Source organism: Kribbella hippodromi (genome assembly GCF_039531045.1).
Classification (GTDB): Bacteria; Actinomycetota; Actinomycetes; order Propionibacteriales; family Kribbellaceae; genus Kribbella; species Kribbella hippodromi.
On the sequence record NZ_BAAAPH010000003.1, the window covers coordinates 95389 to 116707 of the forward strand.

Annotated in this window: 23 protein-coding genes; 13 read left to right on the plus strand and 10 right to left on the minus strand. The window is 66.6% G+C overall.

All coding sequences use genetic code 11. The annotated features are described in order from the left end of the window. Positions 1–67: 67 nt before the first annotated feature. Positions 68–1015 (plus strand): DMT family transporter, encoded by a 948-nt coding sequence (locus tag ABD260_RS05290; protein ID WP_344232185.1) that lies wholly within the window; start codon positions 68–70, stop codon positions 1013–1015. On the opposite strand, the gene ABD260_RS05295 is transcribed toward ABD260_RS05290, so the two are convergent. Together ABD260_RS05295 and ABD260_RS05300 are read right to left on the minus strand one after the other, a co-directional pair. After that, positions 903–1532 (minus strand): hypothetical protein, encoded by a 630-nt coding sequence (locus ABD260_RS05295; protein ID WP_344232186.1) that lies wholly within the window; start codon positions 1530–1532, stop codon positions 903–905. The genes ABD260_RS05290 and ABD260_RS05295 overlap by 113 nt on opposite strands. A 425-nt stretch (positions 1533–1957) precedes the next feature. After that, positions 1958–2311: a hypothetical protein gene (locus ABD260_RS05300; protein WP_344232187.1), complete on the minus strand. Its 354-nt coding sequence runs from the start codon at positions 2309–2311 to the stop codon at positions 1958–1960. Positions 2312–2918: 607 nt separating this feature from the next. Between ABD260_RS05300 and ABD260_RS05305 the strand changes: the two genes are divergently transcribed. Further along, positions 2919–4883 (plus strand): sensor histidine kinase, encoded by a 1965-nt coding sequence (locus ABD260_RS05305; RefSeq protein WP_344232188.1) that lies wholly within the window; start codon positions 2919–2921, stop codon positions 4881–4883. Beyond that, positions 4876–5541, plus strand: coding sequence for a response regulator (locus tag ABD260_RS05310; protein WP_344232189.1), 666 nt, complete (start codon positions 4876–4878; stop codon positions 5539–5541). Before ABD260_RS05305 ends, ABD260_RS05310 begins: the two co-directional genes overlap by 8 nt. Positions 5542–5607: 66 nt before the next feature. Here ABD260_RS05310 and ABD260_RS05315 read toward each other — a convergent pair whose 3' ends face one another. After that, entirely contained in the window at positions 5608–6627 is a 1020-nt protein-coding gene (locus ABD260_RS05315; protein WP_344232190.1) for a helix-turn-helix transcriptional regulator, read from the minus strand. 55 nt (positions 6628–6682) lie between these two features. Between ABD260_RS05315 and ABD260_RS05320 the strand changes: the two genes are divergently transcribed. The 3 genes from ABD260_RS05320 to ABD260_RS05330 all read left to right on the plus strand — a co-directional run bounded on the left by ABD260_RS05320 (position 6683) and on the right by ABD260_RS05330 (position 8898). Next, complete coding sequence (locus ABD260_RS05320; RefSeq protein WP_344232191.1) at positions 6683–7813, plus strand: epoxide hydrolase family protein; 1131 nt, start codon at positions 6683–6685, stop codon at positions 7811–7813. Positions 7814–7948: 135 nt separating this feature from the next. Further along, entirely contained in the window at positions 7949–8308 is a 360-nt protein-coding gene (locus tag ABD260_RS05325) for a hypothetical protein (protein WP_344232192.1), read from the plus strand. After that, positions 8305–8898 carry a hypothetical protein gene (locus ABD260_RS05330; protein ID WP_344232193.1) on the plus strand — a complete coding sequence of 198 codons (594 nt, stop codon included), beginning with the start codon at positions 8305–8307 and terminating at the stop codon, positions 8896–8898. Before ABD260_RS05325 ends, ABD260_RS05330 begins: the two co-directional genes overlap by 4 nt. 53 nt (positions 8899–8951) lie before the next feature. Here the strand turns inward: ABD260_RS05330 and ABD260_RS05335 are convergent, their stop codons facing one another. Then, positions 8952–10040, minus strand: a complete 1089-nt coding sequence (locus ABD260_RS05335) for a NaeI family type II restriction endonuclease (protein ID WP_344232194.1) — start codon at positions 10038–10040, stop codon at positions 8952–8954. A 100-nt stretch (positions 10041–10140) separates the two neighbouring features. Between ABD260_RS05335 and ABD260_RS05340 the strand changes: the two genes are divergently transcribed. Next, positions 10141–10587: a very short patch repair endonuclease gene (locus tag ABD260_RS05340; RefSeq protein ID WP_344232195.1), complete on the plus strand. Its 447-nt coding sequence runs from the start codon at positions 10141–10143 to the stop codon at positions 10585–10587. Here ABD260_RS05340 and ABD260_RS05345 read toward each other — a convergent pair. Then, positions 10580–11833, minus strand: coding sequence for a DNA cytosine methyltransferase (locus ABD260_RS05345; protein WP_344232196.1), 1254 nt, complete (start codon positions 11831–11833; stop codon positions 10580–10582). The genes ABD260_RS05340 and ABD260_RS05345 overlap by 8 nt on opposite strands. A gap of 393 nt (positions 11834–12226) precedes the next feature. Between ABD260_RS05345 and ABD260_RS05350 the strand changes: the two genes are divergently transcribed. Then, positions 12227–13201, plus strand: coding sequence for an aldo/keto reductase (locus ABD260_RS05350; RefSeq protein WP_344232197.1), 975 nt, complete (start codon positions 12227–12229; stop codon positions 13199–13201). On the opposite strand, the gene ABD260_RS05355 is transcribed toward ABD260_RS05350, so the two are convergent. Beyond that, a complete protein-coding gene (locus tag ABD260_RS05355) occupies positions 13189–14064 on the minus strand; it encodes a LysR family transcriptional regulator (protein ID WP_344232198.1) in 876 nt (291 codons plus the stop codon). The two genes, ABD260_RS05350 and ABD260_RS05355, sit on opposite strands and share 13 nt — an antisense overlap. A 61-nt stretch (positions 14065–14125) precedes the next feature. Between ABD260_RS05355 and ABD260_RS05360 the strand changes: the two genes are divergently transcribed. Next, positions 14126–15121, plus strand: a complete 996-nt coding sequence (locus tag ABD260_RS05360; RefSeq protein ID WP_344232199.1) for an aldo/keto reductase — start codon at positions 14126–14128, stop codon at positions 15119–15121. Positions 15122–15195: 74 nt separating this feature from the next. After that, positions 15196–15648, plus strand: a complete 453-nt coding sequence (locus ABD260_RS05365; protein WP_344232200.1) for a nuclear transport factor 2 family protein — start codon at positions 15196–15198, stop codon at positions 15646–15648. 48 nt (positions 15649–15696) lie between these two features. Here ABD260_RS05365 and ABD260_RS05370 read toward each other — a convergent pair whose 3' ends face one another. Continuing rightward, positions 15697–16584 (minus strand): LysR family transcriptional regulator, encoded by an 888-nt coding sequence (locus ABD260_RS05370; protein WP_344232201.1) that lies wholly within the window; start codon positions 16582–16584, stop codon positions 15697–15699. A gap of 99 nt (positions 16585–16683) precedes the next feature. Here ABD260_RS05370 and ABD260_RS05375 point away from each other — a divergent pair, with 99 nt between their 5' ends. The 3 genes from ABD260_RS05375 (at position 16684) to ABD260_RS05385 (ending at position 18579) form a co-directional block, all read left to right on the plus strand. After that, entirely contained in the window at positions 16684–17100 is a 417-nt protein-coding gene (locus ABD260_RS05375; protein WP_344232202.1) for a hypothetical protein, read from the plus strand. A gap of 45 nt (positions 17101–17145) precedes the next feature. Next, the gene (locus tag ABD260_RS05380; RefSeq protein WP_344232203.1) at positions 17146–17718 is read left to right on the plus strand and encodes a GNAT family N-acetyltransferase; all 573 of its coding nucleotides are present in this window, start codon (positions 17146–17148) and stop codon (positions 17716–17718) included. Positions 17719–17790: 72 nt separating this feature from the next. Further along, positions 17791–18579 (plus strand): L,D-transpeptidase family protein, encoded by a 789-nt coding sequence (locus tag ABD260_RS05385; RefSeq protein WP_344232204.1) that lies wholly within the window; start codon positions 17791–17793, stop codon positions 18577–18579. A 63-nt stretch (positions 18580–18642) separates the two neighbouring features. Here ABD260_RS05385 and ABD260_RS05390 read toward each other — a convergent pair whose 3' ends face one another. From ABD260_RS05390 to ABD260_RS05400, 3 genes are read right to left on the minus strand one after another with little or no spacing between them, the layout of a single operon-like run. After that, positions 18643–19521, minus strand: coding sequence for a metal ABC transporter permease (locus ABD260_RS05390; protein WP_344232205.1), 879 nt, complete (start codon positions 19519–19521; stop codon positions 18643–18645). Continuing rightward, positions 19521–20345 (minus strand): metal ABC transporter ATP-binding protein, encoded by an 825-nt coding sequence (locus ABD260_RS05395; RefSeq protein ID WP_344232206.1) that lies wholly within the window; start codon positions 20343–20345, stop codon positions 19521–19523. Before ABD260_RS05395 ends, ABD260_RS05390 begins: the two co-directional genes overlap by 1 nt. Further along, the gene (locus ABD260_RS05400) at positions 20345–21265 is read right to left on the minus strand and encodes a metal ABC transporter solute-binding protein, Zn/Mn family (protein ID WP_344232207.1); all 921 of its coding nucleotides are present in this window, start codon (positions 21263–21265) and stop codon (positions 20345–20347) included. Before ABD260_RS05400 ends, ABD260_RS05395 begins: the two co-directional genes overlap by 1 nt. Positions 21266–21319: the final 54 nt, after the last annotated feature.

The window sequence follows — 21319 nt, forward strand, 5'->3', positions numbered from 1 at the left end:
AGCTTCACGATATTGTCCGGGAAGCTGCGATAGACGTGAACGGTCCACTGGTCCGACCATCGACTCTGTGGGACGCCTCTTCTGTCTGCTGTCCGCCGCCGCCTTCGGGGTGATGGCCGTCTTCGGCAAACTCGCGTACGACGCGGGGGTGTCGGTCGACGCGCTGCTCCTCGTCCGCTTCGGCGTCGCCGGCGCACTCCTCCTGACGATCGCACTGGCCCGCGGCGCGCTTCGCGGGCTGCCCCGCCGGGCAGTACTCACCGGCGTCGGCATGGGCGCGGTCGGGTACGCCGCTCAATCCGCCCTGTACTTCTCCGCCCTCGCCCGGATCGACGCCTCACTCGTCGCGCTGATCCTGTACCTGTACCCGATCCTCGTCATGGGTACGGCGATCCTGCTCCGCCGCGAAACCGCATCACGCCGCCGAGTCCTCGCGCTGGCGACCGCACTGCTCGGCATCGGTCTTGTACTCAGCGGAGCGCTCGGCGCGCGATTCGACTTGCCGGGCGTGCTGTTGGCGTTGGGCGCACCAATCGTTTATACCGGGTACATCCTGGTCGGCGATTCGCTCAAGATGCCACCACTCGCTCTCACCGCATTGGTCTGCACCGGCGCGTTCGGGACGTACGTACTGATGAGTTTCCTCCGTGGTGGAACGGATTTCGGGTTCGCGCCGATCGGCTGGGTGTGGCTGCTCGGGGTGGCGTTGATCAGTACGGTCGCCGCGATCCTGCTGTTCTTCGCCGGGATGGCCCGGGTCGGACCGTCCGTCACTTCGATCCTGTCGATCTTCGAACCGGTGGTGACGGTGGTCGCGGCGACCGTGGTGTTCGGCGAGCACCTCACCGGGCCGCAATGGCTCGGCGGGGCGCTCGTCCTGTCCGCTGTCCTGATCGTGTCGGTCAGGGCACCGGCTGCCACTCGTCGTCGCGCATCCGGAGGATCGCCCACCCCACCGAGGCGAACCCCACAGCCTGCAGTCCCCAGCCGATCAGGTCCAGCAGGTGACTACTGACCACGACCGCGGCGACGAAGTGGATCGGTTGGGACACTGCCACCGCCAGCGCCGCCCAGCGGCCCACGATCCGGGAACGCCAGATCGCGATCCCGAGCAGGACAGTGCCGACCACATGTCCGACCACGAACACCAGCCCGGCCACATCAGTCGAGCCGTGCGTGGCTTCGGCCGCCTTCGTGATCATGGCCGGATCGAGCCCCGCGGTACCCGCCGACCAAGTGAACACGTCGCTCGACGCGGTCCAGGGCAAGGACAGGTAGCCCGGGACCATCAGGAAGAGCGCGATGCCGGTCAGCCAGGGCGTACTGCGGCGCGTCAACCGACCGACGAAGTACGCGCCGGGAACCAGCGTGAGGATCGCGACGTACGCCAGCCAGATGACCAGCGAACTGCGGCCGAGATCGCCCACGATTTTGTTGACAATCGACGGCGCGTCGTCGGTGGTGTTGTACGGCAGCAGGTACCGAAGCAACGCGACCGCCGCCGGGCCAACTGGCAAGACCAGCGCCGCCATCCACCGCCACACCGGCCGAACGTCCGCACGCGCCGTGCTCGCGGCCGGCCCACCCGGAGCAGATTGCTGAACTCCGACTGACTGCTCACCGCCTGCCGACTGCTGAACCCCCGCTGACCACTCAACGCCCGCTGACTGCTGAACGCCCACTGACTGCTGAACGCCCACTGACTGCTCAACTCCCGCTGACGGCGGAACTCCTGCCGGTTGCTGAACTCCCGCTGGCTGCTCAACTCCTGCTGATTGCTGAACTGCCGCTGGCTGCTCAACACCCGCTGACGGCGGAACTCCTGCCGGTTGCTGAACCTCCGCTGGCTGCTCAACTCCTGCTGATTGCTGAACTCCCGCTGGCTGCTCAACACCTGCTAATTGCTCAACCCCCGTGGAGTCGTGTCGTTTGCTCGAGGGCGTCTTTGCCGTTCGCGTCATTGGGCACCTGCCAGCTCACGGGACGGCAGCAGCACCGCCACAACCCCGATGATCGTCACCGCGACACCGATACCGGCCGCGACGACCGCCGCTGTCGGTACGCCGGACGCGAAGAATGCTGGTACGGCCAGTAGCGCCGACGCGAGCCGCAAGGTGATCAACGGCGCCACCGCCCCGCGCTTGCCCCGCCACGCGTACCCGACCAGCACCAGACTGGTCAGACCAGCTACCGCGGCGCCGATCGCGATGCTCATCGGCGGGTGATCGCCATCGGTGGTGAGCGGCGAGGCCACGTCGATCAGGGCGAGCAGTCCGAGCAGCACCAGACCGAAACGGTTCTTTCCAGACATTTCCGTACCCCCTCGTTCGGTTGTTGTCCGACCACCGTCGCCCCGCCGCGACCCGCCAGCCTGGGCATGGCGTCCCCCACCCGCAGGCAGTTCCCCGCCCAACCCAGGACCCCGATCCCGAGACGCCGGGAGAAATCTGCCGCACACTGCCCCTATGCACACCCCACCAACCCCGGCCCCCGCCGAACCCAACCGCGGCCCAACCGCCACCGGCGGACCCGACGGTGCACTCGGCAGTGGTGGACAAACGGACGACGGTGGACGACTGGGCAGCAGCGAACGACAGGGCGCCAGTGGACGACCCGACGACAGTGAACGACAGGGCGGCAGCGGACGACCCGACGACAGCCGACGACAGGGCGGCGGACGACTGGGCGGTGGTGGAACCGAGGCCGGAGTCGACGGTGGTGGGCCAGCCGACCGTGGAGCTGATGATGCGCCCACCGGCGGTACAACCAGCGGGAGCACAACCGCCGGCGGTGGTGCAGCCGCCGGTGGTGGGCGGACCGGCGAGGACGCGCGTACCAGCGGCGGGCAGATCGGCGAGGGCGCGCGTACCGGCGGTGGTGGGGCTGGTGGTGGGTGGCGGGGGTTGGTTGTTGGGTTGATGGGGTTGGTGGTTGCCGAGGTGCTGGTTTCGGTGGGTTATGGGGTGTCGATCGGGTGGGGCTGGGCGCGGCTGGTCGACTCGTTTGTGGTGACGAACGGTCTGATGGGACTCACCTTCGGGCTGTGTGGCGCGGTGATCGCCTGGTACCGGCCGGCTAACCCGATTGGCTGGCTCTTCCTCGCCGACGGCATCGGCCACGCGACGACGCCACTCGCCGACACGTTCGCCCACATCGTCACCAACCACGACGCCCAGCGCGCTCTCGTCACCCTCTCGCTCGCAGCCTGGCCCTGGTCGATCGGACTGTTCCTCCCGCTCGCCCTACTGCTGTTCCCGAACGGTCGCCTGCTGTCACCACGTTGGCGCTGGGCGGCGATCGGCATCATCGTGACCTCACCGCTCTTCGTACTCGAAATGGCAGGCAGCGGCGAACCGGTATCGCCCGATTCACCACGCGGATTGTTGACAATCCCGTCCTTCGACAGCCTCCAACCGCTGTGGACAGCGACCGAGGTACGCAACCTGGCTGCTCTTCTATTGGCTGTCACGTGCCTCGCGATCAGGTACCGCCGCGCCGACGAGACCGGGCGTCGACAGTTGTTGTGGTTGCTGTTGGCGTGCATCATCGCCCTGCTCTTCGTGACCCCATGGGCCTTCGTCGCCGGTACGCCGATCCTTGTCCTGCTGGCGATTCCGCTGATCCCGATCGCAGTCACCGTGGCGATCGTCCGGTACCAACTACTCGACATCCGCCTCGTCGTATCCCGAGCACTCACCTGGGCGCTGCTGTCCTTGGTTGCCATCGGCATCTACGCGGCGCTGGTCGCCGTACTGGACTCGCTGATCACCTCACAGGTCGGCCGATCCGCCGCGGTCACGGTCTTCGTCGCACTGATCATCGCGCCAGTACTGCCCCGCTTGCAGCGCCTGGTCGACAGATCCCTCTACGGCGACCGCCACGACCCGGCCCGAGTCGCCTCCCGCGTAGGCGAACAACTCTCCAACCCCACCTCAGCCGGCCTCCCCGGAGTAGTCGCGGCCATCCGCTCCGCGCTCCGCCTCCCGTACACAGCCCTAACCATCAACGGCGAGCCAGTAGCCTCAACCGCCGCATCATTCGGCGGGAAGGTGGTGTCGTTGGACCTGTCATACGGAGGTGAAGTGGTAGGGGTGCTGCAGGCGGGGGTCCGGTCAGGTGAGTCCGGTCTGTCCCCAGCCGACCACCGAGTACTTGACCTAGTCGCCGTACCGCTAGCAGTCGCCGTCCACGCGACCCGCCTGTCCACAGAGCTACAGTCATCGCGCGAACGCCTAGTGGCAGCGCGCGAAGAGGAGCGCCGACGGCTACGGCGGGACCTTCACGACGGCCTCGGCCCAACGCTGACCGGCGTAGCCTTCAGCGCCGACGCGGCGGCCAATCTGATCACCAGTGACACTCCTCGTGCCGTCGAGCTGCTCACACAGTTGCGCGCGGACACCAGAGCGGCGATTGCCGACGTACGCCGCCTGGTCGACGACCTACGCCCACCCGCACTCGACGAACTCGGCCTGGTCGGCGCCCTTCGCCAGCGCTGCGACCACCTGTCCTTCCGCGCCGACGGAACCGCGATCCAGGTCCGGCTCTCCGCCGACGCGCTACCACCGCTTCCGGCCGCGCTGGAGGTCGCCGCGTACCGCATCGCCACCGAGGCGCTGACCAACGTTGCCCGTCATTCCAGCGCCACCTCCGCCGTACTCACCCTCCGCTGCACCCCCAACCTGGACCTCCGCCTCACCGACAACGGCCCCTCGACCGGCCCGTGGACCCCAGGCGTTGGCCTCCAAGCCATGCACGACCGAGCCGCCGAACTAGGCGGCACCCTCCAAGCCGGCCCCACCCCCACCGGCGGCCAAGTTCACGCCTGTTTCCCGATCGGAACCGCACCGGGCGGGTCGCGGCCTGTTGGGAGCTTCGGTGACTGATCAGACCGGTGTGGTTCGGGTTGTGCTCGCGGACGATCATCCCGTCGTACGCGCCGGGCTCGAGGCGCTACTCACCTCGCTGCCCGGGATCGAGGTGGTGGCGGTCGCGTCCACCGGGCGGGAGGCGATCCGCGCCGTCGTCACCACCCATCCGGACGTTGCCGTGCTCGACCTGCAGATGCCCGACCTCGACGGATTCGCGGCCACCCGCGAACTCGCCCGCTCAGCTCCGGACGTCGCCGTCCTGGTACTCACCATGTTCGAGGACGACGACTCGGTGTTCGCCGCCATGCGCGCCGGCGCCCGCGGCTACCTGGTCAAAGGCGCCGAACAGGAGGAGATCGCCCGCGCGATCCGGGCAGTCGCCGCCGGCGAGGCGATCTTCGGCCCGGGCGTCGCCCGCCGCGTACTCGGCTTCTTCGCCGCCCCGCCCCCAACCAGCGATCCGTTCCCGGACCTCACCGCCCGCGAACGCCAGATCCTCGACCTGCTCGCCGCCGGCCTGACCAACACCGCGATCGCCGCCCGCCTCGACCTGGCCGCGAAGACGGTCGCCAACAATGTCTCCACGATCTTCACCAAACTGGGCACCGCCGACCGCGCCACCACCATCATCCAGGCCCGCAACGCCGGTCTCGGGGTACCGAAGGACAGGTAGTAGTCGGCGGCTGGGTAGTGCACCTGAGCGTGAAGGCGATCGGGTGTACGGCGTCTCGGCGGTGCACTACCTGTCCTTAGCGCCTTTCGGTTCGCCGATCGCCCGCAGATAACGGTTGCCCACCAGCTCGAGGTGCGCGACCAGCCCCGGCGGCCCGTCGACACGGAAATCCAGGCCCAGCATCCCGATGTACACGGCGATCAGCTCGTACGAATCCGCTCCGGTGACCAGCACGCTGGTGTTCTCGTCAACCGACTCCACCACTCCGACCGCCGCATGGATACGCGAAACCACCTGCTCCGCCGGCGCGTACACGGTGATCCGCGCATGCACCTTCCATCCCGCCGACGCCACGTCCCGAAGGACGAAGTCGGTGTACGCGTCATCGACCATCGGCCTCGGCTGATACCGCCGACCTGTTGCCATCCGCAACGACATCCAGTCGACCCGGTACGTACGCCACTCCGCCCGCTCGTCCCGCGCGACGAGATGCCAGTACCCGTGCCAACTCACCAACCGGTACGGCTCGACCAGGATCGGCAGGTCCGCCGTGACGCTCGATCCCGCCTTCCACATCGACACCCCATCGGGTACGACGTACTCGAAGCGAAGGTAATGCTCGTCCCGGATGCATGCAGCGATCGCGGACAGTACGCCGGGATCGATCTCGGGGGCATCGATGTTCGACCGGGTGTTGTCGGGGCCCTTCTCTATTGCCGTGTTGATCGCGTTCACCTGGCGTTGGAGGCGATGCGGAAGGACCTGCTGGAGCTTGGTCAATGCACGGGCACTGCTCTCGCCCAGTCCGACGACGCCGGTACCCGTACGCAAACCGACCGCGACCGCCACCGCCTCCTCGTCGTCCAGCAGCAACGGCGGCAGCTTCGCGCCTGCGCCCAGCTGGTAATGCCCGGCCGGTCCGCGGGTCGCGTCCACCGGGTACCCCAGCTCGCGCAGCCGGTCGATGTCGTTGCGGATCGTGCGCGTACTCACCTCGAGCCGCGCCGCCAGTTCGGTACCGGTCCAGGCCGGACGGGTCTGGAGCAACGCCAGCAGGGCCAGCAACCGCTGCGAAGTCTCGAGCAAAATCAATCTCCCAATTAGGAATCTAATGTTCCTATACGGATTCTACGGTAGAGCCATGAACACGAACGAGAGCATCCGGCCCTTCACCGTCGCCATCGACCAGGCCGACCTGGACGATCTGCAGTCGCGCCTCGCCCGGACCCGGCTGCCGGAAGCGGCGCCCGGCGACAACTGGGACTACGGCACCCCGAACCAGTACCTCAGCGAGATGGTCGTCCGCTGGCAGCACAACTTCGACTGGCGCGCGCAGGAGGAGCGGATGAACGCCTTCCCGCACTACCTGACCGAGATCGACGACCAGACCGTGCACTTCATCCACGTCCCGTCCAAGGTCGCCAACGCGACGCCGCTGCTGCTGGTCCACACGTACCCGGGTTCGTTCGTGGACTTCCTGGACATGATCGGCCCGCTCACCGACCCGGTCGCGTACGGTGGCGACGAGGCGGACGCGTTCTCGGTGGTCGTACCGTCGATTCCCGGTTTCGGGTTCAGTACGCCGCTGGTGGACCGCGGCTGGACGATGGCGCGAGTTGCTCGTACGTTCGACAAGCTGATGCGGCGCCTCGGTTATGACTCGTACGGGACGCACGGCTCCGACGGCGGCGCGATGGTGTCGCGCGAACTCGGCGTACTGAACCCCGAAGGCTTCCTCGGCCTGCACGTCCTTCAACTCTTCTCGTTCCCGTCGGGCGACCCGGCCGAGTTCGAGAAGTTCACGCCTGAGGACTACGCGGCGCTCGAGCACCTGAAGTGGTTCCAGTCCGTCGGCGGGTACAACGCGATCAACTCCACCCGCCCGCAGACCGTTGCCGTCGGCATCTCCGACTCCCCCCTCGGCCAGCTCGCCTGGAACGAACTCTTCAACAACTTCGGCAACGGCACCAGCCTGGTCACCCCGGAGCAGATCCTCACCGAGGTCTCGCTCTACTGGTTCACCAACACCTCAGCCGCCGCCGGCCGCTACCACTACGAAGAGGCCAACGCCGGCGCCGAACCCCAACTCAACCACGCCCGCACCGGCGTAGCCGTCTTCACCGACGACTTCAAAACCATCCGCCCCCTGGCCGAACGAGACAACACCAACATCACCCACTGGACCACCTTCCCCAAGGGCGGCCACTTCGCCGCCCTCGAATGCCCAGCCGACGTAGTAACCGACCTCCGCACCTTCTTCCACACCACCTAACCCCAGCCCCCCGAAGAAGCGCCGCCCCCAAGGGCCGCCGCTTCGGCGCTGCCGGGACCTGGGCTGAGCCGGTCGTATGCTCTGGAGAGGTCCCAGGTTTTGGTGCGGGCCGGCGAGCGAACGGAAGGACGGCAGATGGACCCCGAGGAGACGCAACACCAGCTCCCCGACGGAACGACGGTCTGGGTACTGTCAACCTCCGAGGCCGCGACGAATCTTCCGGCTCTCCTGCAGCTGTTCCGGGAGGGCAAGTCCGAGCCGCTGATCTTCGGTGCCGCAGGCCAACCCGAAGCCGCCGTCGTCCCGTTCGAAGTCTGGCGCGCCCTCACCGAGGCCGCCACCGACCAGGAAGGCTTCGACTCCTCCTATTCGGTCGCCCGGCAGCGGCTGGCAAACCCCGGCGCACCTTCAGTTCCGCTCGACGACGTCGCCGCCGAACTCGGCTGGGACCTCGACGACGACACTGACGACGCCGAATTCCGCAAGCCCAGATGACGAAGTACCGCCTCCTCGTCAATCCCGAACTGCTCGGCTACCTCCGCGCCCTCGACCGCGCCGCTGCCGCCCAGCCCGGCGGCGTACGCGACCGCGAACTCCGCGCCCTCAAAGCCGGCCTGCGCGCCCTCGCCAACGGCGACGAAGCCCAGTTCGAAGGCAAACGCCTCCGCTTCCTCGATCACGACCTCAGCGACTGCGCCGAAATCAAACTCCCGGTCATCGCCGAAACCCGCGGAAACCGCCAGCTCGGCCCGTCTCACCGCCTGGTCTACCGCGAGTACCAGGCCGAAGACGGCGGCCTCCCGTACCGCGAAGCCATCTGCTTCGAACACCGCAAAGACAATCGCCCCTTCGAGGTCGCCGCCAAACGCCTGGGCCGCGCAACCGGCGTCCGCCTCGCCACGCTCAGATCCCACGGCGCGTCGTCGAGCATCACCCCACCCCGCCAATCCCTCCCACCCGACCTCCGCAAAGCCCTGGCCGCCGCCGCCAACGTCGCCCCCGCCCACCAATCCGTCAACACACCTCGCACCAACACCGCTCCCCCACCCCACCCCAGCAAGACCCAACCCGACCGAGAACGCTAGACCACCGCGTCAGGGCGATGGCTGCTCGCGCGAGGTCCCGGCCCGGGCCCGTCCTAGGATTCCTGTCCCTGTTTCGGCAGCGGCGGTGCAGATTCCACCGGTTCGTCTGGCTGGGCGAGCCGCCACCGCTCTCCGGCAATCAGCGCGGAAGGCTCCGACTCTCCAGGACGGCTGCGGACTAGCCGGGCACTGACGAATCGGCCCAGCGTCGGAACTGGCAGGCCGAGGTCCCGCGCAATACGCGGATGCGGATCGTAATGACCGAGGATGACAATGCCATCCGGAGCGAGCACCGTGCGGGCGTCTCGTACTCGTTTCGCGGAGTCCACCTGCTGCGCAGCAGTAGCGACGGCCGCACGCGTGATCAACTGCCCCTGCGCGCGGGCGAACAGGATGGACACTGCCTTCTGACCGGTCGGTGCATCTGAAATCTCCTGCACGATATGCATCGGAAGATGCAGGAGTGTGTTCTTGATCATCGGCTTGCCGCGATGAACCCAGAGAACCGAATCCGCTCCGATGTCATTCAGGCGACGCTTGCGGTCCCGCTGCTTGCCTTCCGGAACCAGGACCAGCTCACTGATCCTGATCAAGCCAAGCGCCCATCGAGCCGAATACTCATTCGCCCATACGACCATCGCGAGCTTGTCGCCACGCGAATACATTTCTGGCGGGATCTCCCAGCCGTACAGGTCTCGAGACCATTTCGCGTCAACATCCTGGCCGGCGATCTTGTAATCAAGCTCGTCACCGTCAGAAAACTTGAACTCGCGCTGAAGCCAGATCTCGACCAGCGTGCCAAGGTGGGTCTTTTCCGTCTTCAGGAGCTGGGTGTAGTCCCATCGTCCCGTCCGCTGCCCGTCGTAAGCCTGATCGAAGGCTTCACGTAAGACCACCGCAGTACGCGCTCCTGTCGGATCTGCTCGCAGTAGCGCATCGTGCACTGCCCAGAGTTGCGGATCCGACTGCCTGTCCGGAGGTTGCGCATTCGTCGCGGGTGGCCGAGGCCCCGACTGAAGTTTTGGCCTACCGGTGGTCTTCGCACGCTGACCCACGATGCGGCGGCGCCGCAGCGGCATCACCGTGAGCTCTACCTCTGCATAGTCTGAACTCACCAGCGGGTCCTCGTCGCCTGTCGCCATGGACTGAGAGCTTGCCATATCGCGCGGCCACGAGGAGCTCCACTGCCCGGCGAAAGGATCATCGCAGCGCTCTTCATTCCAGCTGCCGACGCTACACTGCATGGCCATGCAGCAGCCGCCACACGTACCCACCGCAACGACACCGGGTCGTTCCAGGAATATGCAGGCGATCCGCCGGGTGAATACTAAGCCGGAGGTTCGGCTTCGTTCGGCTCTGCATCGGTGCGGGTATCGCTTCCGGAAAGACCTCAGCATCTACACGTCGGCCCGGCGGGTGCGGCCCGACATCGTGTTCACTGCACGTAAGGTCGCGGTCTTCGTCGATGGCTGCTTTTGGCATTGCTGCCCGGAACATGGACGGCAGCCGGCTGTCAATTCGCAGTACTGGTCACCAAAGCTTCAGCGGAATGTCGATCGGGACCGGTTGGCCAACGCCGCATTGATCCACGATGGGTGGTCGGTCGTGCGTATCTGGGAACACGAGAGTGTCAGCGACGCGGTGGCGAAGGTCATTGCCGCACTCGGCGGCGAGCGGCGGGCTAGCTGACCTTCGACCGCATCTGAGCTAGATATTCGTGCCGGACATGGTCATCCTGGCCGATGAACGCACGGAAGTCACCGAGCTGGAAGGTCTCATCGCCGGAGTCGTTCGTGTCGCGATGCATGTTGAAATCGCGCATCAGATGCTTCAGCCGAACCTCAATCTCGGCGTGCGGGAGCGATTGTCCGAGCTGCTCATAGATCTCGTCCAGCGTCAGCGGGGTTGATGATCCGCGCAGAACTCGATAGACCTTGTCGTGAGCGACGGCCTCAGGTTCCTGTGCCCGCGGCTCACCTTCATGATTGAGCGCAGCAGCGATTCGCTCGCCAATGGCCCTGGCAACCGGCGGAGGGAACGCGTTGCCGACCTGGCGATACATTGACGTCTTGCGCCCGGCGAACTGCCAGTTGTCTTCTTCGCTCCAGCCCTGCAGCCGTGCGACCATCTCGACCGTTAGCTTTGGATTGAAGCCCTTCGGCGTACCAGCCGGGGGCGCTTCGTTGGCGACGCCCATCCCGTCGACACCCATTTCGGCCCAGGCGCGCTTCGCGCGAGTGGGGCCAAGGTCGGCACCGCCATGCTTCTTCGATCCACCCACGATCGTCGGAGCGATTTTGCTGGCGCGGAGAGCCCAATCGTCTGCATGCTCCCACCCGTTGGCGGCCATGAGTTCCTTCAGTTCCGCGCCAACCGTTGGCGCGTCTGGCTTTGCTTCAGGCCAGCTGAAGTACAACGCGTCCTCTTCCCTGAGTGCGACCAGCACGAAACGGGGACGCAGCTGCGGGACTCCGTAGTCGGAGGCCTGCAGCAGGCGCCAGTCCGCGACGTAGCCGAGCTCCTTCAAACGGTCGAGAACATGCTGCCGGTAGGCCGAGAAGCGCGGTGCGGATAGGCCGCGGACATTCTCGAGCATGAGAGCGCGCGGGCGGATGGTGTCAGTGAGCTCGACGGCCCAGGCAAAGAGGTCTCGCTCGTCGTTCGCACCGAGCTGCTTGCCAGCGATGGAGAACGGTGGACAGGGCACGCCACCAGCGAGAAGATCGACCTTCTCGCGGAACTCTTCCGGATTCCACACACTCGGGTCGGCGACATCGCCGACAGCCACCCGCCACTTGGGGCGGTTGAGCGTCAAGGTCGCCGCCGCCATCGGGTCCAGCTCGACAGCTAGCGTGTGCTCAAAACCCGCGAGCTCTAGCCCGCGAGCCTGGCCACCAGCTCCAGCGCAGATCTCCACCACTCGCAATGAACTCACGAGACGACCTCCCTCGTAGTTCGAACATTTGTTCGAGTGTAGAGATGGGACTTTAGCCCGGTCAAATCCACGAGCAGGCACACGGCAGGGAGCTTCGGTGCGCTAGCGCAGCCCAGACCTCTGGGCTTGCACTGCACCGACTCGGCGCGTCTCATGCCGACTGCTTCCACTCTGCCAAGGGACCGAACAGGCAGAGCTTAGCCTCTGGTGGCGCCTGGAGCAGGGACGCCCGCCGCTGCTGGACCTAACTACTTTCCGAACACGTACCAGCACCCGCCAGCCGGAAGCAGGCCGCTGTTCAGGCGGCGGGCCGGGTGGTCAGAAGTTGTACTGATCGGACTGTGCGGATTCTCATATTGGACAACCTGCCGTGGCGGATGGAGGTTGGGGGGTATGGACTTTACTCAGCTTGGGCGTACGGGATTGAAGGTTGGGCGGGTTGTACTGGGGACGATGAACTTTGGGCCGTTGACTGAGGTGGGGGATGCGCATCGGATTATGGATGTGGCGCATGAGGTGGGGATCAACTTCTTTGATACTGCCAATGGGTATGGGCGGGCCATTTATCCGGGGCGGACCGAGGAGATCATCGGGGAGTGGTTTGCGAAGGGTGGGCAGAATCGGGAGAAGACGGTGCTGGCCACCAAGGTGTACGGGGAGATGGGGGTGGACTGGCCGAACACCAGCCGGTTGTCGGCGTTGAATATCCGGCGGGCGCTGGATGCTTCGCTGAAGCGGCTGCAGACGGATTACGTGGATCTGTACCAGTTCCACCATGTCGATCGGAATACGCCGTGGGACGAGATCTGGCAGGCGATGGAGGTCGCCGTGCAGCAGGGGAAGGTGCTGTACGCGGGGTCGAGCAACTTCGCCGGATGGCACATTGCCCAGGCCCAGGAAGCGGCGGCGCGGCGCAATTTCAACGGTCTGGTCAGTGAGCAGTCGCTGTACAACCTGATTCAGCGTGATGTCGAGCGCGAATTGATTCCGGCGGCGCAGGCGTACGGGCTGGGTGTGATTCCGTGGTCGCCCTTGCACGGCGGATTGCTCGGCGGTGTGATCCGCAAGGAGAACGAGGGCGTACGGCGCCTTGAGGGTCGCGCGAAAGAGACGCTGGATCGGCTGCGCCCGCAGATCGAGCAGTACGAGGCGTTCGCGGATGAACTTGGGCATGAACCGGGTGAACTGGCCCTGGCCTGGCTGCTGCACCAGCCGGCGGTGACTGGTCCGATTGTCGGACCGCGCACGCTGGAGCAGCTGGAGTCGGCCGTACGCGCCGTCGACATCAAGCTGGACGACAAGGCACTGGACCGGCTCGACGAGATCTTCCCGGGCTACAAGACCGCCCCGGAGGACTACGCCTGGTAGTCGACGGCGGCGACGAACTCGCGGACGCACTCCCGCTGGTCCGAACCGCGCCATGCCAGCGCGAGCTCGGCCGGCGGTAAGTCCGGTACCGGCCGGAAGATCAGGTCGGGACGCGCGTACAAGCGAGTGTTGCCTTCGGCAATCAACGCGAGGCCGACGCCGGCGCCGACGAGCTCCAGAGCCTCGTCGGCGGCGGTGGCTTCGGCGGCGACGTACGGTGGGCGGCCGTCGGCGCGCGTGGGCGTACCGAGCCAGAAGTCACGCAGCGGGCCGGCGCTCGCGGGGAGCGCGATGAACGGTTCGTCGCGGAGTTCGGCGAACGGGATCTCGGCGCGCTCCGCCAGCCGATGCCGGGCGGGCAGCGCGACCCAGCGCGGTTCGCTGCGCAGGACGCGGGTGGCGTACTCGGCGGCGATCGGCAGCCAGACGAATGCCACGTCGCTGGTGCCGTCAGCCAGGCCGGCGGTCGGATCGTCCCAACCGACCAGGCGCAGGGTGACGAGCCAACCGGGGCATTGGGCGCGGAAGCGCGCGACGGCGGGCCGTTGCAGGTCGCGGCCGACGGCGGTCTGCATGCCCACCACGAACATCTCGGGCTGTACGGTCGCACGCGCCTCGGCGTACCCGGTGTCCCACGCGGCGAGGACGTCCCGCGCGACCGGCAGCAACACCTGCCCCTGTGCGGTCAGCGCGAGACCACGCGGCCCGCGATCGAACAGGGTGAACCCGAGCCGGCGTTCGAGCGCGCGAAGCTGCTTGGACAACGCTGGTTGCGACACGAACAGCCGCTCCGCCGCCGCGGTCACGGTCGATTCCTCGGCGGCAGCGACGAAGTACCTCAGCTCCCGCAGGTTCGCGTCCATAACCGACGGTTATACCAACAGCTCTTGGACGTGCCCAGGGGTCGGGCCCGAGGCTGTCCGCATGACGACCACACGCAGGCTCGGCGGGCTCGACGTACCAGCGATCGGGTACGGGGCGATGGTGCTCTCCCCCGGCATGTACGGGCCGATCGACGACGCCCGCGCGGACACGGCGCTGACCGCGGCGATCGACGCCGGCGGTACTTTCATCGACACCAGCGACGCGTACGGCGAACGCGGCCACAACGAGCAGCTGGTCGGGCGGGCGATCCGCGGGCGGCGCGATCAGGTGACGGTGGCAACCAAGTTCGGGCTCGCGCTTGCCGATGGGGCTGAGGCGCATGCGGTGCGGGTCGGGTACGCGTTCGAAGAACTGTTGGTGAATGCCGAGCCGCGCTATGTCCGCGGGTACGCGGAGAACAGCCTGCGCAATCTTGGTACGGACGTGATCGACCTTTATTACTTGCATTTTCCCGATCCCCAAGTGGCTATCGAGGAGACTGTTGGGGCGATGGGCGAGCTTGTTGCCGAGGGCAAAGTTCGGTTTCTCGGGGTGTGCAATGTGACGCCGGAGCAGTTGCGGCGCGCGTACGCGGTGCATCCGATCGCCGCGGTGCAGACCGAATGGTCGATGTGGCGGCCGGTTGATCCTGATTTGCTTGCGGTAGCGCGGGAGCTGGGGGTTGGCGTGGTGCCGTGGAGTCCGCTTGGCGCTGGGTTCCTGACGGGCACCGTACGGGCGTTGGAGGACGGGGATTTCCGGGCCAATGCGCCGCGATTTGATGCGGAGAGTTTGCGGGTCAACAACGCGTCTTATGGGGCGTTGGAGACATTGGCTGCAGAGGCTGGGATTACCCGTAGTCAGTTGGCGTTGGCGTGGTTGTTGCATCAAGATCCGGCGGTGGTGCCGATTCCTGGGAGCCGGACACCGGCGCATATCGCGGAGAATCTGGCAGCGGGCGAGGTTGCGTTGGATCCGGACCTGCTGGAGCGCATCGATGCGGTGCTCGCCAACCTGACACCGGTCGGCGCGACGCTGCTGCAGGACGCCCGATGAGGCCGCGGACCTGGGGAACTCGCGCGGGGATCGCGCTGGCGAGGCGGAGGTTCGTGGGGAGGAGGGCTGTGAAGATGCGGATGGTTGCGGTCGCGATGGGTTTGGTGCTGGCCGGATGCGCTGACTCCGGTTCCCGTGCGCCGGGTGCCGGATCGGGTTCTCCCAGCGGTACGCCGGGTGCGTCGGCTGAGGCGGGTACGGCGCGTGACGTGCTTCCGGCGGTGCAGGTGTACGTGGATGCGGTGAATCGGGGCGATCTCGACGGCATCGTTCGGGCGTTTCATCCGGACGGGGAGATCGTGGACGTGTCGCGGACGATCTCCGGCGACAAGGCGATCCGGGTTTGGGCGCGGAACGAAGTCGTCGGCGGGGCGCTGCGCGTCGTACGCATCGTCGAACGCCGCGCCGACGGTCAGAAACTGCTCGTGCACTGGGCGCCAGGCGGTACCGGTGGGTTCGAAGCCCACTACCACTTCACCGTCCGCGGCGACCGGATCGCGGCGGCCAACCTGCAGTACGCCTCCTGAACCGCGCGCCGCCGACCGACGCCACGGCAGCTCGTCGACCGCCTGCGGTTAGCTGTGACCCGCTGTCGTCGGGAGCATGCCGATCAGGGCGTCGGCGGCCAGCGAGGCGGCCGGGCCGGTGGGGACGGCGACGGAGACCTGCCAGTCGGCGGCGGACCCAGGTGCCAGCGACACGGTGATGTGATCGCCGCGCTTGGCCGCGATTCGTTCGGGTACGAGCGCCACGCCGAGATCATGCGCTACCAGGGCAAGCAGCGTGTGGACGTCGTTCACCTCGATCGTCACCGGATGCGCAACCCCAGCCGACATGAACGCCCGGTCCGAGATCGCCCGCGCGCCCCACGTCGGATCGAAGTCGACGAACGACTCCCCCGCAAGCTCATCGAGCGAAACCCCGCTGGACTTGGCCAGGCGATGATCCGGCGAACAGACCAGCACCATCGACTCCCGCGACAACGGCCGCAGATCAAGACCGTCGACCGGATCACCGGCCGTCGCGACGAACGCGATGTCGAGTCGCCCGGACGCCACCTCGTCGAGCATCGGCGTCGAACCGGCCTGGCGTACCTCGATCTCCACGCCCGGGTACGCGGACCGGAATTTCGCCAGCAACGCCGGTACGTCGACCACGCCGAGGCACTGCTCCAGCCCAACAGTCAGATGCCCGCGCATCAACCCCTGCACCGCGGCCACCGCGTCCTTTGCTGCCTCGGCTGCCGCCAGCGCGCGCCGTCCTTCGCACAACAACGCCCGCCCGGCCTCGGTCAGCTCGACGCTCCGGGTGTTCCGGACGAACAACGACGCCCGCAGCTCCCGCTCCAGCGCCCGGATCGACGCGGACAACCCGGACTGCGAGATCGACATCGCCTCCGCGGCCCGCGTGAAGTGCTTCTGCTCGGCCACCGCAACAAAATGTTCCAAGTGCCTCAGCTCCATAACTAAGAACTGTAGTCGATCGAAACTTTTCGATTCACCTGTCACACCTCTCAGGCGTCGCTGTCCGGAGCATCGCCGGGCGCTCGGTAGGGTGGGCGCATGGCGGATGAGGAGTTTCGGGTCGAGGTTGTGCTCGGGAGTATGGAGCACGGGTTGACGGTGTGGGAGCGGTTGCGGGCGCTGGATCTGGATGATGACGCGCAGAAGCGGCTCGGGAGTCAGGTGACGGTGACCCGGGACGGGCATCGGATGCTGATGTACACGCACACGCTCGAGGACGCGCAGGAAGCTGAGCGGACCGCCAAGGACCTGGTGTCGGCGGATCAGCTCGCGGCTACGTACACGATCACTCGGTGGAATCCGGCTGAGCAGGAGTGGACCGACCCGAGCGTTCCGGTCGGACCGCACGATCCGGCGGGTGACGCGGCGAAGAACGCCGACATGGAGGTGCCGGACCCGCGGTACGTCGTGCTGCAGGCGTACAAGCCGGAATTCCTCCGCGACCTCGGCCTGTAGAACTCCCACCCGGCCGTAGCACTACCCGGGCCTACGCTGGCGGTTGTGGATGTTGGGTTGAGGCCTGTCGCGGAAGCTGATTTGGGGTTGTTCCGGCGGTTCGCGGTCGAGGCGGGGCTGGTCGGGCTGGACTGGAACGGATTCCGGGACGCGCAAGCGCCGGGCCGGCAGTTCGCCGTCGACGGGTTCCTCGGTACGGACGGCGGGCGGTTGATGGTGACCGCCGGAGCCGACACCGCGGGGTTCGTGAGTTGGCGGACGGGCACGTTCGACGGCCGGACGAACTACTGGGAGATCGGGATCGCGTTGCTGCCGGAGCACCGCGGGCGTGGGATCGGGTGGCGGGCGCAGGCGCTGTTGACGGCGTACTTGTTCGAGCACACGCCGGTGTACCGAGTGCAGGCGGCGACGCATCCGGAGAATCGCGCCGAGCAGAAGGCCCTGGAAAAGGCGGGTTTCCGGCTTGAAGCGGTCATCCGGGGGTGCGAGTTCCGGGGCGGGCGGATGCGCGACGGGTACCTGTACAGCAGGCTGCGCGATGATCCGGCGCCCGAGGTCGGCAACGGTTCGGTGACGGGAACACGTTCTGAGGCGGCGCGGGAACCTCTGGCCGACTAGTCTCGGCGGGTCGCTGCGCGCTCAACGGGTGTGACTCTGCGACATTGAAAATCGCTGAGGAGAGGGGAACCCGTGTCGCGTCGACGTGCTCTCGTTGCCGGTGCCATCCTGCTGCCGGTCGTGCTCGCGGGCTGTTCGGACGTGGCCGCGAGCGAGCCGTCACCGTCGCCGAAACAATCCACCAGCAGCACACCCAGTACGACGGCCAACCCGACTGTCAGTCCAACGTCCAAGCCGACCGCCCCGACTGTAAAGCCGACGGTTCCGAAGGCCAGGGTGAAGCAGAAGCCGGAGTACTACGCGCTGCGGGTGGAACGGCAGCTGGACAAACTCGGGTACCCGGTCGGCGACATCGACGGTGACATCACCGCCCGCGCGAAACAGGCGCTCTGTGCGTGGCGCGAAACCAACGGCCTGCCGGTCAGCCGCGCCGGCCTCACTCTGAACGACGCGTATTCGGTGCTCAACGCAACCAAACGCCCGGCACCGACCCGCTCCCCCGGCATCTACGTCAACAAAACTTGCCAGATCCTGTACCAGATCGTGGGGAACACCTACAAACGGATCGTCTGGATCTCCACCGGCGCACCCGGGTACGAGACCCCGAACCGCACTGGCACAGTGTGGCGCAAATGGGCCGGCGCCCACGAGAGCAGCCTGTACGAGGACGCGTACATGTACGACTCCCTGTACTTCCTCAAGGACCGCCCTGGCATCGCCCTCCACGGCTCCCGCGTCAACTCCCTGATCAAGCCCTACCCCGCCAGCCACCGCTGCGTACGCGTCCTCCGCCCCGAAATCCACCACATCTTCCAAGACACCCCGATCGGCACCAGGGTCCAGGTCTACGGCGAGTACTAGAACGTCGCCGACGCTTCCGCCTACGGGTAGCAAATCTCGGAGACGCCTCAGTCGCTAAATCGTTTACGCCACGGCGGCGACGGACATGGTGCGGGATCGGCGGGGTCGTCGTTGGCCGACGACGCGGCACGTCACATAGATGACGAACGAGATGCTGGTGATGTAAGGGCTGATCGGGACCGAACTGCCGGCGGCAAGCAGGACTCCGCCGACGGCCGACGTGAGCGCGAAGACGGTACTGAGCAGTGGTACGACGACCGGTGAGGCGGAGACCCGGAGCGCGGCCGCCCCAGGGGTGACCAGGAGCGACAGGACGAGCAGCGCGCCGACGATTTGGACCGAGACCGCGGTCGCGAGGCCGAGCAGAATCATGAAGACGACCGAGAGCAGGTTCACGGGAATCCCGCGCGCTGCGGCGACATCCGCATCGGTGCTGGCGAAGAGCAGCGGTCTCCACACCAGCAGGAGTCCGGCGACCACGATGGCGGCGATGGTGATCAGCGACGTGATCTGAGGGTCGTCGATGGCGACGATCTGCCCGGTGAGCAGGCCGAACTTGTTCGCCGCCCGCCCGTGATAGAGAGCAAGGCACAAGATCCCGAGCCCGAGGCCGAACGGCATCAACACCGCGGTCACCGAGTTGCGATCCCGGGCCCGGGCACCCAGCAGCCCGATGACCAGCGCCGCGATCATCGAACCGATCAGCGATCCGGTGACCACCCCGGTCCCCAGCAAGAGGCCGGCCGCCGCACCGGCGAAGGACAGTTCGCTGACGCCGTGCACCGCGAACGCCATGTCGCGCATCATCACGAAAACGCCGATCATGCCGCCCATCACGCCGAGCACGGCACACGCGATGATCGAGTTCTTCAACAGGGGCAGCAATTGCGCATAGTCCGAGAAGTTGAAGACCTGCGACCACAGCGATGTGTCCAGCGCCATCACCGCAGCACCTTCTCTCCGTCGAGCGCGTCTGCCGGATGGTGATACGGATCCTGGTCAGGGATGCCGGCCACCAGGATCCGCCCCTTGTGCCGGATCACCTCGACGGGTGCGTCGAAGAGGTCGGTCAGCACCTCGCTGGTCATCACCTCGTCCGGCGTGCCGATCCGGAAGCGGTTGTTGGCGATGTAGAGCACCCGATCGACCTTGTCCAGGATCGGATTGATGTCGTGAGTGACGAACAGGACACCCAGGTTCAGGCGGTGCCGCGCTTGGTCGACCAGGTCGCAGATCAGGCGCTGATGCGGCAGGTCCAGCGACAACAACGGCTCGTCGCAGAGCAGCAATTGCGGGTCGGCCGCCAGCGCTTGCGCGATCCGCAGCCGCTGCTGCTCGCCGCCGGACAGAGATGACAGGCTCGCACTCGCGTACGTCTCGGCTCCGACCGACGCCAGCAGGTGGTTCACCTGCTGACGACGCCGCCGGGACGGATGCGAGATGCCCCACCGGTGACCGTCGATGCCTAGCGCCACCAGATCCCGGCCGCGTAGCGGCAGCCCGTCGGGGGCCAGCCGCTGCTGCGGTACATAGCCGATGCGCCGGTCGCCCCGGCGTACAGTCGAGCCCAGCACCGTCACAGTCCCGGACGACACTCGCAACTGGCCGAGAACGACCTTCAGCAGGCTTGACTTGCCCGACCCGTTGGCCCCCAGGACGGCGATCAGCTCACCTCGCCGTACCTGCAGATCGAGGTCTTTCCAGAGCATCCGCTGCCCGAAACGCAGCGCAGCCCGCTCGACAGTGAGTACGACGTCCGTGTCCATCACTGCCCCAGCGCGGTACCGACTGCGTCCAAGTTCGCCGACATCCAGCCGACGTAGTCCTTGCCGGACGGCAGCGTCTCGGTCACCGGTACGACCGGGACGCCGTACTGCTTGGCCGCGGCCAGCACCTTGCCGGTTTCCGGACCAGCGGTCTGCGCGTTGTACGCGAGCAGCTTCACCTCGTGGTTGCTGTACAGCTGCAGCGTCTCATTGAGCACCTTCGCCGGCACGTCGCTGCCTTCCTCGACCGCCTCGCTGAACGCCTCCGGCGTCTTGTTCTGCAGCCCGATGGCGTCCAGCAGGTAGACCGGCACCGGCTCGGTGATCGCCACCGGCTGACCGGCGTACTTCTGCTTGAGCCCGGCCTCCCGCTGCACCAAGCCGTCGAGCTTCTGCTTCAGCCCGGCCGCGTTCTGCCGGAACGTCGACGCGGCTCCAGGGTCGGCCTTCGCATAGGTCTGCTCGAGCTGGTCGACCACCTTGACGACCGCCGGGAAGTCGTACCACACATGCTCATTGAGCGGCGCACCGCCTTCGGCCTTGTGGCCGGAGATGGTCACCGCGTTCAGCACGGTCGCCGAGCTGTTCTTCGCGCTCTTCAGCATCCGGTCCATGAAGTCGTCGTACCCGCCGCCGTTCTCAACCACCACCGTCGCATCGGACAGCGCCAACTGGTTCCGGGTGCTCGTCTCGTACTCGTGCGGATCGGCATCCGGGCTGGTGATGATCGACGTGACCTGCACCTTGTCGCCGCCCACCTTGGCGGCCAGATCGCCCCAGACATCGGTCGAGGCCACGACCTTGATCGAGGCCGAGCCGGAGCCTGTCGCGGCGGAGGAATCACCGCCCGAGGAACACGCACTCAGCCCCACCGCGACGGCGGCGAGTACGGCGGGAAGGGCAATCGATCTGCGGTTCACGAGCCGGGCCAATCTGACGAGCGGAAGGAAACTGACAACCGTTATCATTATCGC